18 protein-coding genes and 1 tRNA gene are annotated in these 15775 nt (G+C 70.9%); 11 read left to right on the top strand and 8 right to left on the bottom strand.

Features of this window, described 5'->3' with window-relative positions:
* The first annotated feature begins 63 nt into the window (after positions 1-63).
* From LMU33_RS12700 to LMU33_RS12685, 4 genes are all read left to right on the top strand, one after another.
* A complete protein-coding gene (locus LMU33_RS12700; protein WP_228620121.1) occupies positions 64-639 on the top strand; it encodes a calcium homeostasis/redox stress adaptation protein in 576 nt (191 codons plus the stop codon).
* Between the two features lie 107 nt (positions 640-746).
* Complete coding sequence (locus LMU33_RS12695; RefSeq protein ID WP_228620119.1) at positions 747-1325, top strand: TerD family protein; 579 nt, start codon at positions 747-749, stop codon at positions 1323-1325.
* Positions 1326-1480: 155 nt separating this feature from the next.
* Positions 1481-2620 carry a DUF475 domain-containing protein gene (locus tag LMU33_RS12690; protein ID WP_228620118.1) on the top strand — a complete coding sequence of 380 codons (1140 nt, stop codon included), beginning with the start codon at positions 1481-1483 and terminating at the stop codon, positions 2618-2620.
* A 142-nt stretch (positions 2621-2762) separates the two neighbouring features.
* Positions 2763-3500, top strand: a complete 738-nt coding sequence (locus tag LMU33_RS12685; protein ID WP_228620116.1) for a TerD family protein — start codon at positions 2763-2765, stop codon at positions 3498-3500.
* Between the two features lie 14 nt (positions 3501-3514).
* Here the strand turns inward: LMU33_RS12685 and LMU33_RS12680 are convergent, their stop codons facing one another.
* Entirely contained in the window at positions 3515-4270 is a 756-nt protein-coding gene (locus LMU33_RS12680) for a TerD family protein (RefSeq protein WP_228620114.1), read from the bottom strand.
* A 187-nt stretch (positions 4271-4457) separates the two neighbouring features.
* On the opposite strand from LMU33_RS12680, the gene LMU33_RS12675 reads away from it, so the two are divergent.
* The 3 genes from LMU33_RS12675 to LMU33_RS12665 are packed head-to-tail and all read left to right on the top strand — an operon-like array spanning position 4458 to position 8883.
* A complete protein-coding gene (locus LMU33_RS12675) occupies positions 4458-5624 on the top strand; it encodes an HpcH/HpaI aldolase/citrate lyase family protein (protein WP_228620112.1) in 1167 nt (388 codons plus the stop codon).
* Entirely contained in the window at positions 5621-8059 is a 2439-nt protein-coding gene (locus LMU33_RS12670) for a phosphoribosyltransferase (RefSeq protein WP_228620111.1), read from the top strand. Before LMU33_RS12675 ends, LMU33_RS12670 begins: the two co-directional genes overlap by 4 nt.
* The gene (locus LMU33_RS12665; protein WP_228620109.1) at positions 8059-8883 is read left to right on the top strand and encodes an HAD family hydrolase; all 825 of its coding nucleotides are present in this window, start codon (positions 8059-8061) and stop codon (positions 8881-8883) included. The genes LMU33_RS12670 and LMU33_RS12665 overlap by 1 nt, the downstream gene beginning before the upstream one ends.
* Here the strand turns inward: LMU33_RS12665 and LMU33_RS12660 are convergent.
* From LMU33_RS12660 to LMU33_RS12645, 4 genes are all read right to left on the bottom strand, one after another.
* Entirely contained in the window at positions 8880-9089 is a 210-nt protein-coding gene (locus LMU33_RS12660; RefSeq protein ID WP_228620107.1) for an FmdB family zinc ribbon protein, read from the bottom strand. The two genes, LMU33_RS12665 and LMU33_RS12660, sit on opposite strands and share 4 nt — an antisense overlap.
* 9 nt (positions 9090-9098) lie before the next feature.
* A complete protein-coding gene (locus LMU33_RS12655; RefSeq protein ID WP_228620105.1) occupies positions 9099-9632 on the bottom strand; it encodes a DUF4383 domain-containing protein in 534 nt (177 codons plus the stop codon).
* Between the two features lie 96 nt (positions 9633-9728).
* Positions 9729-11120 (bottom strand): hypothetical protein, encoded by a 1392-nt coding sequence (locus LMU33_RS12650; protein WP_228620104.1) that lies wholly within the window; start codon positions 11118-11120, stop codon positions 9729-9731.
* Between the two features lie 74 nt (positions 11121-11194).
* Positions 11195-11965, bottom strand: coding sequence for a DUF4097 family beta strand repeat-containing protein (locus LMU33_RS12645; protein WP_228620102.1), 771 nt, complete (start codon positions 11963-11965; stop codon positions 11195-11197).
* A gap of 196 nt (positions 11966-12161) precedes the next feature.
* Between LMU33_RS12645 and LMU33_RS12640 the strand changes: the two genes are divergently transcribed.
* Positions 12162-12233 (top strand) — tRNA-Val (locus LMU33_RS12640).
* 34 nt (positions 12234-12267) lie between these two features.
* Here LMU33_RS12640 and LMU33_RS12635 read toward each other — a convergent pair.
* On the bottom strand, positions 12268-12609 hold the full coding sequence (locus LMU33_RS12635) for a DUF8825 domain-containing protein (RefSeq protein ID WP_228620100.1): 342 nt from the start codon (positions 12607-12609) through the stop codon (positions 12268-12270).
* A 182-nt stretch (positions 12610-12791) separates the two neighbouring features.
* On the opposite strand from LMU33_RS12635, the gene LMU33_RS12630 reads away from it, so the two are divergent.
* The gene (locus LMU33_RS12630; RefSeq protein WP_228620099.1) at positions 12792-12941 is read left to right on the top strand and encodes a hypothetical protein; all 150 of its coding nucleotides are present in this window, start codon (positions 12792-12794) and stop codon (positions 12939-12941) included.
* An 80-nt stretch (positions 12942-13021) separates the two neighbouring features.
* Here LMU33_RS12630 and LMU33_RS12625 read toward each other — a convergent pair whose 3' ends face one another.
* Positions 13022-13921, bottom strand: a complete 900-nt coding sequence (locus LMU33_RS12625) for a ketopantoate reductase family protein (RefSeq protein WP_228620097.1) — start codon at positions 13919-13921, stop codon at positions 13022-13024.
* 93 nt (positions 13922-14014) lie between these two features.
* Here LMU33_RS12625 and LMU33_RS12620 point away from each other — a divergent pair, with 93 nt between their 5' ends.
* Positions 14015-14263, top strand: coding sequence for a DUF2277 domain-containing protein (locus LMU33_RS12620; RefSeq protein ID WP_228620095.1), 249 nt, complete (start codon positions 14015-14017; stop codon positions 14261-14263).
* A 375-nt stretch (positions 14264-14638) separates the two neighbouring features.
* On the top strand, positions 14639-15094 hold the full coding sequence (locus LMU33_RS12610) for a DoxX family protein (RefSeq protein WP_228620093.1): 456 nt from the start codon (positions 14639-14641) through the stop codon (positions 15092-15094).
* Between the two features lie 64 nt (positions 15095-15158).
* Here LMU33_RS12610 and LMU33_RS12605 read toward each other — a convergent pair whose 3' ends face one another.
* Entirely contained in the window at positions 15159-15692 is a 534-nt protein-coding gene (locus LMU33_RS12605) for a superoxide dismutase family protein (protein WP_228620092.1), read from the bottom strand.
* Positions 15693-15775: the final 83 nt, after the last annotated feature.

Genomic DNA, 15775 nt, shown 5'->3' with positions numbered 1-15775 from the left:
TCGTTGATCCCATATCCGAAGCACGACGGGGCTCCCCGCCCCTGGACACCACATGGAGGACCCGTGGGAGTCAGCCTCAGCAAGGGCGGCAACGTATCGCTGACGAAGGAGGCCCCGGGCCTGACCGCCGTCATCGTCGGTCTGGGGTGGGACGTGCGCACCACGACCGGCTCCGACTTCGACCTCGACGCGAGCGCACTGCTGCTGAACAACACCGGAAAGGTCGCGAGCGACCAGCACTTCGTCTTCTTCAACAACCTCAAGAGCCCCGACGGCTCGGTCGAGCACACCGGTGACAACATCACCGGTGAGGGCGAGGGCGACGACGAACAGATCAAGATCAACCTGGCCGGCGTCCCGGCCGACATCGAGAAGATCGTCTTCCCGGTGTCGATCTACGACGCCGAGAACCGCCAGCAGTCCTTCGGTCAGGTCCGCAACGCGTTCATCCGCGTCGTGAACCAGGCGGGCGAGCAGGAGATCGCCCGCTACGACCTCAGCGAGGACGCCTCCACCGAGACCGCCATGGTCTTCGGCGAGCTGTACCGGCACGGGGCGGAGTGGAAGTTCCGCGCCATCGGCCAGGGCTACGCCTCGGGCCTGCGCGGCATCGCGCAGGACTTCGGCGTCAACGTCTGATCCCGGCAGGGTTACGACACCTGCACCGTCCGGCGCCGCACCGTTTACGGGCGGCGCCGGACGCGCAGGACAACCAGGGAAAGCACCACTAGGGGAGGACCAGCATCATGGGCGTCACGCTCGCCAAGGGAGGCAACGTCTCCCTCTCCAAAGCCGCACCGAACCTCACCAACGTCATGATCGGACTCGGCTGGGACGCGCGTTCCACCACCGGCGCCCCCTTCGACCTGGACGCCAGCGCACTGCTGTGCGGCGCCGGCAACCGCGTCCTGGGCGACGAGTGGTTCGTCTTCTACAACCAGCTCAAGAGCCCCGACGGCTCGGTGGAGCACACCGGTGACAACCTCACCGGTGAGGGCGAGGGCGACGACGAGTCGATCCTGGTGGACCTCGGCAAGGTGCCGGCGCACTGCGAGAAGATCGTCTTCCCCGTCTCGATCCACATGGCGGACGAGCGCGGCCAGACCTTCGGCCAGGTCTCCAACGCCTTCATCCGCGTGGTGAACCAGGCCGACGGCCAGGAACTGGCCCGCTACGACCTCAGCGAGGACGCCTCCACCGAGACCGCCATGATCTTCGGCGAGCTGTACCGCTACCAGGGCGAATGGAAGTTCCGCGCCGTCGGGCAGGGGTACGCCTCGGGCCTGCGCGGCATCGCCCTCGACTTCGGGGTGAACGTCTCGTAGCCGGGCACCGCTCCCAGCGGCCTGTGCTGTGGCTTTTCGGTGAGGGTTGCCCTCGGCGGTACCGCCGGTAGGGTGCACCTCTAGACTCGGGGTCAACGTTTAGCAAAACCGAGTACGGCGCGGGGGACCCCCGTACACACACGATTGGGTAGCCAGTGCTTCTGAAAACCTTCGGCTGGTCGTTCGCGATCACCGCGCTCGGCCTGGTCGCCGCGGTCTTCTACGGGGGGTGGGAGGCCTTCGGCGTCGTGGCGATCCTCGCCATCCTCGAGATCTCGCTGTCCTTCGACAACGCGGTGGTCAACGCCGGCATCCTGAAGAAGATGAACGCCTTCTGGCAGAAGATCTTCCTCACGGTCGGCGTTCTCATCGCGGTGTTCGGCATGCGGCTGGTCTTCCCCGTCGTGATCGTCGCCATGACCGCCAAGCTCAACCCCTACGACGCGGTCCACCTGGCCCTCACCGACAAGGACCGCTACCAGCAGCTGGTCACCGACGCGCACCCGGCGATCGCCGCGTTCGGCGGGATGTTCCTGCTGATGATCTTCCTGGACTTCATCTTCGAGGACCGGGACATCCAGTGGCTGCAGTGGCTGGAGCGTCCGCTGGCCAAGCTCGGCAAGGTCGACATGCTGGCGGTCTGCATCGCCCTGATCGTCCTGCTGATCACCTCCTTCACCTTCGCCACCCACGCCCACCAGCACGGCGGCGCCCACGTCGACAAGGCTCAGACGGTCCTGATCGCCGGCATCGCCGGCCTGATCACCTACATGATCGTCGGCGGTCTTTCGGGCTACTTCGAGGACCGGCTCGAGGAAGAGGAGGAGCGCGAGCACGAGGAGGAGGAAGAGGCCGCCCGCACCGGCAAGAAGAAGTCGGCGGTGCTGCTGGCCGGCCAGGCCGCGTTCTTCATGTTCCTGTACCTCGAGGTACTGGACGCGTCCTTCTCCTTCGACGGCGTGATCGGCGCCTTCGCCATCACCAACGACATCGTGATGATGGCCCTCGGCCTCGGCATCGGCGCGATGTACGTCCGTTCCCTCACGGTCTACCTGGTCCGCCAGGGCACCCTCGACGACTACGTCTTCCTGGAGCACGGCGCCCACTACGCCATCGGCGCCCTGGCCGTGATCCTCATGGTCACCATCCAGCACGAGATCAACGAGGTCATCACCGGTCTCGTCGGCGTCGTCCTGATCGCCTTGTCCTTCTGGTCCTCCGTCCGCCGCAACCGAGCACTGGCGGCCGAGGGCGAGGGCACCGACGAGAAGGCCGAGGTCTCCTCAGGGGTGTGAGCCGGGTCCCCTACGGGACAGATCCGGGCTGTGACGGGGTGTGACACCCCGCCCGGTGAGGAACGCTCTGAATCGGGGCGGCCGACGCGGTCGGCCGCCCCGACGGCGTTGTGGACGAGTACACGAGCACCTGGGGGCGGGAATGGGATTCTTCGACGGGCTGCGGGGCGCCAGCGCCGCCGAATTCGACGCGGGCAACGCCTCGACGAACTCCATCGAACTGACCAGGCGGCACCAGACGGTGTCCCTCACCAAGCAGGACGCCGCCACCGGCCACCTGCGCATCAACCTCGCCTGGCGGATGCGCACCTCGGACTTCGACAGCAACCAGCGCACCAGCCTCTTCCGGCACCCCTTCAGGGCCCTCAAGCCACCGGAGGTCCTCGGCCACGGCCAGAGCATGGTCAACGTCGACCTGGACCTGGGCTGCCTGTACGAACTGACCGACGGCACCAAGGGCGTCGTCCAGCCGCTCGGCAACTACCTCGGCGACGTCAACGCACCGCCGTACATAAAGCTCAGCGGCGACGACCGGTTCGGTTCGGCGTCGGGCGAGACGATGTACATCAACCTCGACCACCGCGACGCCATCAAGCGCCTGCTGGTCTTCGTCTACATCTACGACCAGACCCCGGCCTTCGACCGCACCCACGCCATCGTCACCCTGTACCCCAGCAACGGCCCCCGCATCGAGATAGGCCTCGACGAACGCCACCCCCAGGCCCGCTCCTGCGCGGTGGTGATGATCGAGAACGTCAAGGGCGAACTGGTCGTCCGCCGCGAGGTGAAGTTCGTGTACGGCTTCCAGGGGGAGCTGGACCGGTTGTACGGGTGGGGATTGCAGTGGGGCAGGGGTTACAAGACGAAGGTGGATCGCTGAACCGGTAGGCCGGCTCACCGCCCGATGAACTGCGGCCCCTGCGGAGGCAGCCGGAAGTTCGGATCCACCGGCCCCGCGGCCACAGCCACCGGCACCGGCTGAGGGTACCCGTACGCCGGCGGAGCCGACGTCGGCTGCGGATAGCCGTACGCGGGCGGCTGCTGCGGCACGGCGGACGTCGGCTGCTCCGGGGGCAACGGCTGCGAAGAGCTCGGTTCCTCCACCTCCGACTCGTCCACCGAGATACCGAAGTCGGTCGCGAGCCCCTTCAGCCCGTTGGAATAGCCCTCGCCGAGCGCGCGGAACTTCCAGCCCTCGCCGCGCCGGTACAGCTCACCGCAGATCAGCGCCGTCTCCGCACCCGTCTCCGGCTTGATCTCGAACCGGGCCAGCGGCTCGGCGTCGGCGACCGCGGCGTCGTACAGCAGGATGCACAGCGCCGGCACCCGGTCGAAGGTGATCCCGTCCGCGGACGCCACCAGCAGGATGCGGCCGACGTCCGGCTCGACGCCGGGCAGGTCCGACTGGATGGTGTCGGTCAGCCCCTCGGCGACGCGCTTCTTGCCCAGCCGCCACACCTTTCCGGAGGGGTGCCGGGGCTGGTTGTAGAAGACGAAGTCCTCGTCGGAGCGCACACGGCCGTCGGGCCCCAGCAGCAGCGCCGAGGCGTCCACGTCCGGGACCCCCTGCCCAGGCGCCCAGCGCAGCACGGCGCGGACCGTGCCGGCTTCCAGCGGGACGTTCGACCCCTTCAGCATCGCGTGCGTCATGCGGTCATCCTGCCTTCTCGGTCCTGGTCACGACAATGCGGGGGGTGGTGTACCAGTGCGCCGCCGACATGGGCGAGTTACCGGAAATTCATGCCCACAGGGAACCTCTGACATGGATCCCTACGTACTATTACCGGCCACCCTTTACCGAACACTGAGACTCGGGCTCGAGCCCTGGGGGAGTTCTATGCGTCATTTCCGGCACATCGCCCCCGAGGTGCGGCAGCGCCTCTTCCACCGGGAGCCGTGCGCGTTCACCGCCGACTCTCCGGCCAGGCTGCTCGCCGCCGCCCTCGGCGCCACCCTGTACAGCCCGGCCACCCGGCCGCGGCTCGCCGACGACATCGTCAAGCAGGCCGGGAACGGCGTGGTCTCGATGGTGCTGTGCCTGGAGGACTCGATCGACGACGCGGACGTGGTGGCCGGCGAGGAGAACCTCGTCCGGCAGTTCGCCGGCCTTGCCGCCCGGCCCGGCGTCGAGCCACCGCTGCTCTTCATCCGGGTACGCACCCCCGAGCAGATACCCGACCTCGTACGGCGTCTCGGCCCGTCCGTACGGCTGCTGTCCGGCTTCGTGCTGCCCAAGTTCACCGAGGAGCGCGGCATCCCCTTCCTGGAGGCCCTGACGGCCGCCGAGGCGCTCAGCGGGCGCCGGCTGTTCGCCATGCCCGTCCTGGAGTCCCCTGAGCTGCTCTACCGCGAGTCCCGCGTGGACACCCTGGAGGGCATAGCCCGCGCGGTCGACAAGTACCGCGACCGGGTCCTCGCGCTGCGCCTCGGGGTGACCGACTTCTGCTCTTCCTACGGCCTGCGCCGCGCCCCCGACATGACCGCCTACGACGTGCAGATCGTCGCCTCGGTGATCGCCGACGTCGTGAACATGCTGGGCCGTGCGGACGGCACCGGATTCACCGTGACCGGGCCCGTGTGGGAGTACTTCCGGGTCTCCGAGCGCATGTTCAAGCCACAGCTGAGGCAGAGCCCCTTCCTGGAGGTGCAGGCCGTCGAGCTGCGCGAGAAGCTGATCGAGCACGCCATGGACGGACTGCTGCGGGAGATCTCCCTCGACCAGGCCAACGGCCTGCTCGGCAAGACCTGCATCCACCCCTCCCACGTGCTGCCCGTCCACGCGCTGTCCGTGGTCAGCCACGAGGAGTACAGCGACGCCCAGGACATACTGCGGCCGGAACGCGGCGGCGGGGGTGTACTCCGGTCGGCCTACACGAACAAGATGAACGAGGTGAAGCCGCACCGCGCCTGGGCCGAGCGCACCCTGCTGCGCGCCGAGGTCTTCGGTGTGGCCCACGAGGACGTCGGCTTCGTGGAGCTGCTCGCCGCGGGAATGAACGCATGAGGAACGCAGTGAACGACGGGGTCTGGTCCGGCAGCTGGGTCGCCGAGCGGCTCGGGGTCGAACTCGTGGGGGACGACGGCCTGCGGGACCTGCTCGGCCTCGCCCTGCGGCGCAATCCCAAGCGGGCCCATCTGCTGGTGTCCAACGTGCTCGGCAAGCATGTTCCGCAGTCGCCGGCGGTGGTGTACGGCCATGGCCACCGCCTGGGCCGACGCGTCCGTGAACTGCTCGGCGACGCCGAGGCCGCCGCTGCCGTGGTCCTGGGGTACGCGGAGACCGCGACGGGACTGGGCCACGCCGTGGCCGACGGGCTCGGTGCGGCGCCGTATCTGCACTCCACCCGTCGGCCGGTGGCCGGGGTCGCCCGTGCGGGCGGCTTCGAGGAGAGCCACTCGCACGCCACCTCCCATCTGCTGCTCCCCGAGGATCCCGGCCTGCTGGGCGGGGATGGTCCGCTGGTCCTGGTCGACGACGAGTTCTCCACCGGGAACACGGTCCTGAACACCATCCGTGAGCTGCACGAACGCTATCCGCGCAAGCGTTACGTGGTGGTCGCCCTGGTCGACATGCGCTCACCCGAGGACGCCGACCGGATGGAGCGGTTCGCCACCGGGATCGGCGCCCGGGTGGACCTGATCGCCGCTGCCTCCGGGACCGTGCGGCTGCCGGAGGGTGTGCTGGACAAGGGGCAGCGGCTGGTCGCCGAGCACGACCAGCGGCACGGCTCGCCCGAGCCGTCGTACGGCCGCGTCACCCGGGTGGACCTCCACTGGCCCACCGGCCTCCCCGACGGCGGCCGGCACGGCTTCACCCCCGCTCACCGTGCCCGCCTCGAAACCGCGCTGCCCGAGATGGTGGCCCGAATAGGCGGCGCCCTGCCCCCCGGCGCCCGGCGCGTCCTCGTCCTCGGCTTCGAGGAGCTGATGTACGCCCCCCTGCGCCTCGCACGCGAGCTGGAACAGGTCACGGACGTCGAGGTGCGCTTCTCCACCACCACCCGTTCGCCCGTCCTCGCGCTGGACGACCCCGGGTACGCGATCCGCACCCGACTGGTCTTCCCCGCCCACGACGACCCGGCCGACGGCCCCGGCGACAGGTACGCCTACAACGTCGCAGGGGGCGGCTTCGACGCCGTCGTGGCCGTGGTCGACTCCGTCGCCGACACCCCGGCCCTGCACGCCTCCGACGGCCTGCTGGCCCGCCTCGCCGCCCACACCCCGCACGTCCTGCTCGCGGTCGTCCCGTCGTACGTCCCGCACGCTTTCGAAAGGCCGGTCATGCTGCCCGAGCCCCTCCGCGGCCCCGCATTCTCCAGCTACGCCCCCGAGGAGGTCGGCTGGCTGCTCCAGGACCTCTCCGACGTCACGCTGGAGGCGCCGACCGAGGAGCGCGAGGAGGCCATCCAGAGCGGTGGCGCGCACTACGCCGAGTCGCTGCCGGTGGAGTACCAGCCCAGCGAGCAGTACCAGCAGCTGTTCCACGCGGCCCTCGACGTCTCCGCCGCCCGGATCGCCCAGGCGGTGGGCGTGGTGACCGAGGCCGTGATCGCCGAGCGGTCGCCGCGCCCGGTGCTGGTCTCGCTCGCCCGCGCGGGCACCCCGGTCGGCATCCTGATGCGCCGCTGGGCCCGGTTCCGGCACGGCCTCGACCTGCCGCACTACGCGGTGTCGATCGTGCGCGGCCGGGGCATCGACGCCAACGCGCTGCGCTGGCTCGCCGCCCACCACGACCCGCGGGACGTGGTGTTCGTCGACGGCTGGACCGGCAAGGGCGCCATCACCCGCGAACTCGCCCAGGCCATCGAGGAGTTCGAGGCGAAGGAGGGCATCACCGGCTTCGACGCGGAGATCGCCGTACTCGCCGACCCGGGCTCCTGCGTACGCACCTACGGCACCCGCGAGGACTTCCTCATACCCTCCGCGTGCCTCAACTCGACCGTCTCCGGGCTGATCTCCCGTACGGTGCTCCGCGCGGACCTGGTCGGCCCGGACGACTTCCACGGCGCGAAGTTCTACCGCGAACTCGCCGGCGCCGACGTCTCCGTGGCCTTCCTCGACGCCGTCTCCGCCCGCTTCCCGGAGGTCGCCGACACCGTCGACACCGCGGTCAAGGAGCTGATGGCCGAGGACCGCGACCCGACCTGGGCCGGCTGGCGGGCGGTCGAGCGGATCAGCGAGGAGTACGGCATCCATGACGTGAACCTCGTCAAGCCCGGCGTCGGCGAGACCACCCGGGTGCTGCTGCGCCGGGTGCCCTGGAAGATCCTGGCCCGCGCAGGGGCCGGCGCCGACCTCGACCACGTGCGCATGCTCGCCGAGCAGAGGGGAGTCCCCGTCGAGGAGGTCGGCGAGCTGCCGTACACCTGCGTCGGCCTGATCCACCCCAAGTACACGCGCGGTGCCACGGGCGCCCACGGCAGGGCGGTGAACGTCTGATGCCGGTGCTGGTGGCGAGCGACCTCGACCGCACGCTGATCTACTCCTCGGCGGCCCTCGCGCTGACCATGCCGGACGCGCGGGCGCCCCGGCTGCTCTGCGTGGAGGTGCACGAGGCCAGGCCGCTCTCCTACATGACCGAGACGGCGGCCCAGCTGCTGACCGACCTCGGCGACACGGCCGTCTTCGTCCCGACGACGACCCGGACGCGCAAGCAGTACCAGCGGATCAACCTGCCCGGCCCGCCCCCGAAGTACGCGATCTGCGCCAACGGCGGCCATCTGCTGGTCGACGGCGTGACGGACGCCGACTGGCACGCCGGTGTGCTCGCCCGCCTCGCCGACGAGTGCGCGCCGCTGGCCGAGGTCCACGAGCATCTGATGCGCTCGGCGGACCCGGCCTGGGTACGCAAGCACCGCATCGCCGAGGATCTGTTCACCTACCTCGTCATCGAGCGCGAGCTGCTGCCCGAGGACTGGGTGAAGGAGCTGGCGGTATGGGCGGAGAACCGCGGCTGGACCGTCTCGCTCCAGGGCCGCAAGATCTACGCCGTCCCCAAGCCGCTCACCAAGAGCGCGGCCGTCCATGAGATCGCCCGCCGCACCGGCGCGGAGCTGACGCTGGCGGCGGGGGACTCCCTCCTGGACGCGGACCTCCTCCTCGCCGCCGACCGGGGCTGGCGCCCCGGCCACGGCGAACTGGCGGACGCGGGCTGGGCCGCACCCCAGGTCGCGGTACTTCCGGAGCGGGGGGTCCTGGCAGGGGAGCGGATAGTACGGGAGTTCCTGAAGGCGAGCCGCACCGCTGCCCCGGCAGGCGACTAGCCGCAGCACCCTCCGCCGCAACAGCCACCGCCGCCCCCGGCCAGCGCCGGAACGGACGCCGTACCGCCCACCGCCACGGTCGACAGCAGCTTGACCGTGTCGTCATGCCCCGCGGGGCATGACGCGGGGGCGGCGGACTCGGCCATGGGACGGCTCAGTTCGAACGTGTCGCCGCAGGTGCGGCAGCGGTACTCGTAGCGAGGCATGCCCACAGATTAGTGCTCTTCCTCCTTGCCGGGCAGCGCGCCCGGTTCGGGATGGCGTGCCCGCCAGTACGGGTTGTCGTGCGGCAGGGTCGAGCCGACTCGGCCGTACATGCCGAAGGTCATCAGCAGCAGGCCCACGACGAAGCTGAAGAACACGTTCTGGATCTTGAACGCCAGGAAGTTGTAGTCGGTGTCCAGCAGGGAGAGGTTCAGGAAGCCGTTCAGCAGGAACAGCACCCCGAACACCATGTTCAGCGTGGAGGCCACGTTCCCGCCGATCACCATGCCGACGAGCAGGATCGCCCCGACGACGACGGACAGCACGCTCAGCGTCCCGTTGCTGTTCAGCCCGGCGACCGTGTTACCGCCGGTGTCGAAGAAGCCGATGTGGTTGACCAGACCCAGGATGCCGAACGCGACGAGGAACGCGCCGATCAGGCCCGCGCCGATCCGGTAGACCGTGTTCAGCCGATGGTCGACGGGCAGGTGCTCGTCGAACCGGATCCGCCGTCGCGGCGTCGTGTGCTGAGCGTGTGTGGCCATATCCGCCTCCCTCGGGCGCTAGCGGAGGCCATCCGTCCAACCAATATCCGCCTGCCCGACCCACGCGGCAACACACATACCCCTGCGGCGGGTGCCTCAGTGCCCCCCGCGCTCCTCACGAATCTGCGCCACCACCCGGGCGGCGGTCTGCCGCACCGCATCCGTCTCGGTCAGGAAGTGCCAGAAGTCGGGGTGCCGGCCCTCCTCCAGCGAACCGATCGCCCGCTCCAGCCGGGTCACCGCGTCGTCCAGTGGCCGGGCATGCCGGGGATCGGGGGTCGTACGGCCCGTCATGGCCAGCCGCTGGGCGTCCCGGATCGCGAACCGGGTGCGCTCGATCTCGGCCTGCGGATCCTTCTGTACGGCGTTCAGCCGGGCCAGCCGGTCCCCGGCGGCCGACACGGCCTCGTCGGTGGCGTTCAGCAGGGCCCGCACCGTCGACAGCAGCGAGGTGGCGTCCGGCCAGCGCTGGGCGTCCCGCGCGGCCTGGGCCTCGCGGAGCTTCAGCTCGGCCTGCCGTACGTTCTCCGTGGCCTGCTCGGGGACATGCTGCAGGTCCTGCCAGCAGGCGGCGGCGAACCGGCGCCGCAGCTCGCTCAGCACCGGGTCCACCTGCCCGGCCCTGGTGGTGAGCGCCTGCGCGCGGGTGCGCAGGCTGACCAGCCGGTGGTCGATCTCGGCGGCCTTCTCCGGCAGCCGCTCCGCCTCGGCCCGGATGGCCCCGGCCTCCCGCTGCACCCGCTCGGCCCGCTCCAGGGTCTGCGCCACCCCGTGCTGCCCGGCGCCCTGGTTCAGCCTGGTCAGCTCCGGCGACAGCGCGGCGAGCCGGCCGGCCAGGTCATCGGCCCGCAGGCCCCTCTCCCGTACGGCGTCCAGGGCGTTGCTCGCGCCCAGCAGCGCCTGCCGGGCCCGCTCCACGGCGGGCGCCAGCCGGGCCAGCTGTGTCTCGGCCGTGCCGAGCAGCGGCCCGAGCGAGCTGCCGAAACGGTCCAGTTCCTGCTTGACCCGGACCAGCTCGTCCCTGGCGGACGTCAGCTCCGCGCGCGCCCGGGCGGCCGCGGCGGCCTCCAGGTCGTCCCGGTCCAGGTCATGGGCGTCGACGGCCTGGATGTAGCGCTGGCTGACCTCGTCGATCCGCCGCCCGAGCGCCTCGAAGTCGGTCACGGCCCGCCGGGCGGCGGGGGAGTCGTCCACGGCCGTGATCGTCTCTATGGAGATCCGCAGGTCGCGCTGGGCGGTGTCCAGTTCGTAGAACGCGGCCGCCGCGGCGTCCTTCGCCGCCTGCGCCTCGGCCCGCTGGCTCTCCGCCCGGCCGCCGAACCAGCGCCGGGTGCCGCCGCCGGCGAACGCGGCGGGCAGGGCGAGCGCGGCCAGCACCGGCAGGCTCAGCAGGGTGAGGGTGTCGCGCAGGGCCGTGGACCCGGAGCGGGCCCGGACGGTCGACGGCGGGTACGACCGCGTCGCTGGCGTGCCCGGTGTCGCCGTCACATCCCTCTCCCGTGCTGTGGTCCGCCGTGGGTGGTGTCATTCTCCCACCCGTTGTAGACGAACACACGGGCCGGTCAGTTCGCCGTACGGACAGTCACTTTCCCGTCCGAGGAGTGGGCCGAGACCCGGTGCGCGCTGTTGCTGTCGCGCGGCACGGACACCGAGACCGTGCCGTCGTCGGCACCGGCCGACACCCGGTAGGCGGCCTTGGGCAGGACGACCGTGACGGCGCCGTCGGCGCTGGAGGCGTCCACCAGGTCGGGCACGCCGGACAGCCGGACCTGTACGGAGCCGTCGCCGGAGTCCGCCTTCACCCGGCGGGAGGAGACGTCGGCGCGCAGCGAACCGTCGGCCGACTTCAGGTCGAGCGGCCCGCTGGAGTCGGTGACGCGTACGGCGCCGTCGCTGGTGTCGATGTTCAGCGGATCCCTGAACCCGTGCGCCCGTACGCTGCCGTCGGCGTTGTCGATCTTCACGCTGATCCCGCGCGGCACCTCGATCCGGTGCCTGGACGAGCAGTCGGCGATGAACCCCGAGCAGTGCACGCGCAGCACCAGCCGGTCGTCCTGGAAGGACCACCGGGCCGTCGGGTTGTGGCCGACGACGACGGATCCCTGGAACCACCGGGTCACGTCGACGGTGCCGGGCTTGGCGGAGTCCGTGGCGACGACCTCCAGGGCCGAGTCGTCGGAGTCGATCGTGAGGGTCCGGCCGTGCAGGGCGAAGGAACGGTGGTCGGGATGCGTGTCGTCACTGGCGTCGGCGCCACAGGCACTGACGCCCGCGACGAGCACGCCGGTGACGACGGCCATGGCGGCGGCGCGGACTGGAACGGAACGGCTCATGCGGGAACTCCCCCTGGGATTCGGTCTCTGAGGACCGTAAGCGAGCCGGGGTGGGCGGGGCGATGAGGACGGCTCCCGAACCGGGGGTGGGGTTAACCCCCGTAAACGGCCCGTGGCCCGGCGTTACGGGTTTGCGGTGCACCGGTCCCGGCAAGGTAGGCTGTCGACTCGTCCTGGGCGCGCTGCCCGGGTGTCCGGGTGCGTAGCTCAGGGGTAGAGCGCCTGCCTTACAAGCAGGATGTCGGCGGTTCGAAACCGTCCGCGCCCACAGTCGAGCCCCCGGCCCGTGGCCGGGGGCTTCGTCATTCCTCCTCGGTGTCCTGTTTGTGCGCGTGCTTCAGCCTGGTGCGGGCGTCCATGCGGTCCGCCGCCGCGACCTCGGCCCAGAAGCGGTGGGTGCTGACGAAGACCGCGAGTTCATGCTCGCGGCGGCGCAGCTTCTCCACCTCGGCCTGTTCGTCCGCTGTCCAGCCCGGGGACGCGGGCCGCTCCACCTTCCGCCAGCCGGTGTCGTCGCTGAAACCGTCCAGCGGCTCCACCGACCAGGGCAGCCGCTTGAGCAGGGCCGACAGCTCGGCCCGGACCTGATGCAGCTCCTCCTGACCGGCGAGGAGGTCACTGGGGAATTCATAGGTCGTAGCCACACGCCAATGCTACGCCTGTTCGATTTTGGGGGGCGAGTTCGTTCCTGGGGTTCCGGGGAGGTTCAGCCGAACGGGTGGCCCGGGCGTCGGCCGTGACCGGTCCGCAAGACCGGCCCGCGCCGCCGGGCTCCCCGCGCCGTTGTCGGGCCGGCCGGCCGGTCCCGGGGGCTCGCGGCGGGGGAGTGCGTCAACTCGGGGGTGAGGCGCGGGAGTCCGTCGACTCGGGGGTGGTCTTCTGCGCCCGTGCCCACGCCGACCGGGCCGTCCCGCTCGGCGCGTTCGTGCCGGTGCTGCTCGCCGCCGTCTCCTGCAGTTCCCTCCTCCGGTGCTGATCACCGCGGGCGGGCGGGCTCGCCGCGGAGCGTCCGGCGCCGGCCCAGTGGCTGCTGCCCCACTGGGCCGGCCAGGGCCCTCAGTGACCGGCGGCGCGCAGTTCGGCCACCAGGCGGGCCGTCACCGGCACCGGGACGCCGTGCCGGCCGGCCGCGCGGAGCAGCGCGCCGCCGATGGCGTCGAGTTCGAGCGGGCGGCCCGCCTCCGCGTCGCGTTGCATGGACGACTTCGCGCCGGGCGGGAAGGCGTCGTACCGGGCCAGCGCCTGGGCCGGGTCGGCGGGGGCGCCGCAGGCGCGGCTGACCGCGGTGGTCTCGGCGACCAGGGACTCCAGCTCCTCGCGGTGCAGCGTGCGGGCTTCGCCGAGCGGGAGACCGTACCGGGTGGTGAGCAGGGCGAAGGGGGCGAGGAAGGCCATCTTGCCCCACAGGGCCGCCGTCTCGTCCTCGACCACACGGGCCGTCGCACCGGCGGAGACGAGCGTGGCCGCGAGGCGGTCGAGGCGGGGCCGGGGTACGGCGTCCCCGGCCAGGTCGATCTCCGTGAACGGACTGCCGTGTTCGATCACTCCCGGAGCCACACGGGTGGACTCCACGCGGATCACCGCCGGGGCGACCCGGTCGGGACGGTGGCGGGCGCGCAGGGCGGCGGGGTGCTCGACGCCGTTCAGGAGCGGTACGACCAGGGCGTCGCCCAGAGCCTCCGGCGGCACCCGGGTGAGCGCGGCGTCCAGCGCGGTGTGCTTGACGGCGATCAGGCAGGCGTCCACCGGTTCGCGCAGCTCGGTGTCCGCCTCGACCGGGGCGGTGAACTCGCCGAACTGCGCGCTGCGGACGGTGATTCCGGTACGGCGCAGGGTGTCGGCCGTACGCTCCTGGGCCAGGCAGATCACGCGGTGGCCGGAGCGGGAGAGCAGGGCGGCGAGGAGTCCGCCGGTGCCGCCGGGGCCGAGCACGGCCACGGTGTTCTCGGTGGTCATGAGGAGGTTCCTCTCGTCGGTCGGCCCCGGGAGTCGGTGGCCGCCTTCGGCGCGATCATCCCACCGGCGCGCGGTGTGCGTGAGACTGGGGTCATGTGCCGGAGTATCAAGACGCTGCGTCCGCCCGTGCTGCCCGACGAGGCCACGGAGGACGACATCCACGCCGCCGCGCTGCAGTACGTACGGAAGGTCTCGGGCTTCCGCGCTCCCGCCGCGCACAATCGCGAGGTCTTCGACCGTGCGGTGGCCGCGGTGGCCGAGGCCACGGCGGAGCTGCTCGCCGGGTTGGAGGTGCGAGGGCAGTCGGTACGGCCCGCCGCCACGGTCCGACATGAGGGATAACGGTTGACTTCAGGCCTCCGTAAGGGGGTTGGGGGTCGCAGAGCTGCTTCCGCCCGGTGCCCGGCTGACGGGCCATGTCGCCGCACTCGGTGGACGGTTACGAAACGGGAGGGGCGGACGTGACTCAGCGGCCCTGTCGCCTGATGGTCCGTCAGGGAGCCGTCCGCGCAGGGTGGTTCATCTTCACGGTGCCCACGGAAGGCGTGCACTGGGCGACCGCGGCGCGGAAACCGGAACCATGGCCAAATGTTGAACTTGCAAGCACTGATTAGGTAGGCCTAACCTAGGTCCCTCGTTCGGTACCGCCGCCCCCACGACCGGCCACTTGGACGTCCCCGGCCGGCCCGACCGCCACCGAAGAGGAGAACCCCCCTCATGACCGCACGTCTCAACTCCGCTCAGCCCTATGTCCTCGGGCTCTTCCGCATCGTCGTAGGCCTGCTCTTCACCGTGCACGGCGCCGCGTCGCTCTTCGGCGTCCTCGGCGGCGCCGTCGGCACCCAGGGCGGCACGATCCCGGCCGGCACCTGGCCCGGCTGGTACGCGGCCGTGATCCAGCTGGTCGCCGGCGGCCTGGTACTGCTCGGCCTCGGCACCCGCGGAGCCGCGCTGCTCGCCTCGGGCTCGATGGCGTACGCCTACTTCGACGTGCACCAGCAGGCCGCGCTGTGGCCCATCCAGAACGGCGGCGAGCTCTCGGTCCTGTTCTGCTGGGCCTTCTTCCTGCTGGTCTTCACCGGGTCCGGCGCCTTCGGGCTCGACCGGCTCGTCGCCCGCCGCACCGCCGCGGACGGCCGGACCGCCACCGAGCAGACCCCGATAGCCGCCTGATCCGAGACGGCGCCCTTTCCCGCCACGAGGGGAAGGGTGCCGTCCGGTCTCCGCCCGGCCCCGCCTACGACGCTCCGCGGAAGGGCACGGTGAGGCAGGCCGCCCGGGCCCCCTTGGTGCCGGGCTCGCTGTGGATCACCACCGACCTCGCCTGATCCTTCCGGAAGGCCCACGTGTGCGTGGCGACGGCGCTGCCGTTGCCCCTCGCGTTGGACTTGAAGTCCAGCCAGACCTCGTTCTTCTTGTTGACGTGGGCGGCGTCCATGCCGGGCTTGTTCTGGTAATGCATGCCGGCGGCCGCGGGGTCGGCGCCGCAGGCCTTCTGATGCACATGGACGCCGAAGAGATGGTTGGGTTTGACGCCGGCCACCCGCAGCTCGACGGTCGTGGCACCGTTCGGCCGGGTGATCTGGCGGACCTGGACCAGGGCGCCCGCCGGGACGAGGCTCTGGTCGTAGGCCACCGCCTGCGACTTGCCGGTCGCGGCGGGCGAGGAGAACACGCCGTAGGTCTCCAGCGAGGAGCCATGGACGGTGCCTCCGGTCCCGGTCGCGAACAGGGCTGCGGCGAGGGTGCCCGCGTATATGGCTGCCACCATGATGTGCACCTTTTTCTGCGCTTCTGCGCCGTTTTATTCGGATGAGTGCCTGATGTTCCGGACAGGCCTCTCTCCATTGCGAC

The organism is Streptomyces barringtoniae (genome assembly GCF_020819595.1).
Taxonomy (GTDB): Bacteria; Actinomycetota; Actinomycetes; order Streptomycetales; family Streptomycetaceae; genus Streptomyces; species Streptomyces barringtoniae.
Note: the sequence above shows the minus strand (reverse complement) of the source record. Positions and strands in the feature narration are given on the sequence as shown.

Excerpts from the sequence above, each read along its gene's own strand:
- LMU33_RS12680 (WP_228620114.1), bottom strand. The coding sequence starts at position 4,270 with ATGACGCACGCGATGCTGAAGGGGTCGAACGTCCCGCTGGAAGCCGGC.
- LMU33_RS12655 (WP_228620105.1), bottom strand. The coding sequence starts at position 9,632 with ATGGCCACACACGCTCAGCACACGACGCCGCGACGGCGGATCCGGTTC.
- LMU33_RS12685 (WP_228620116.1), top strand. The coding sequence starts at position 2,763 with ATGGGATTCTTCGACGGGCTGCGGGGCGCCAGCGCCGCCGAATTCGAC.
- LMU33_RS12660 (WP_228620107.1), bottom strand. The coding sequence starts at position 9,089 with ATGCCTCGCTACGAGTACCGCTGCCGCACCTGCGGCGACACGTTCGAA.
- LMU33_RS12610 (WP_228620093.1), top strand. The coding sequence starts at position 14,639 with ATGACCGCACGTCTCAACTCCGCTCAGCCCTATGTCCTCGGGCTCTTC.
- LMU33_RS12620 (WP_228620095.1), top strand. The coding sequence starts at position 14,015 with ATGTGCCGGAGTATCAAGACGCTGCGTCCGCCCGTGCTGCCCGACGAG.
- LMU33_RS12675 (WP_228620112.1), top strand. The coding sequence starts at position 4,458 with ATGCGTCATTTCCGGCACATCGCCCCCGAGGTGCGGCAGCGCCTCTTC.
- LMU33_RS12670 (WP_228620111.1), top strand. The coding sequence starts at position 5,621 with ATGAGGAACGCAGTGAACGACGGGGTCTGGTCCGGCAGCTGGGTCGCC.
- LMU33_RS12695 (WP_228620119.1), top strand. The coding sequence starts at position 747 with ATGGGCGTCACGCTCGCCAAGGGAGGCAACGTCTCCCTCTCCAAAGCC.
- LMU33_RS12625 (WP_228620097.1), bottom strand. The coding sequence starts at position 13,921 with ATGACCACCGAGAACACCGTGGCCGTGCTCGGCCCCGGCGGCACCGGC.
- LMU33_RS12645 (WP_228620102.1), bottom strand. The coding sequence starts at position 11,965 with ATGAGCCGTTCCGTTCCAGTCCGCGCCGCCGCCATGGCCGTCGTCACC.
- LMU33_RS12605 (WP_228620092.1), bottom strand. The coding sequence starts at position 15,692 with ATGGTGGCAGCCATATACGCGGGCACCCTCGCCGCAGCCCTGTTCGCG.
- LMU33_RS12665 (WP_228620109.1), top strand. The coding sequence starts at position 8,059 with ATGCCGGTGCTGGTGGCGAGCGACCTCGACCGCACGCTGATCTACTCC.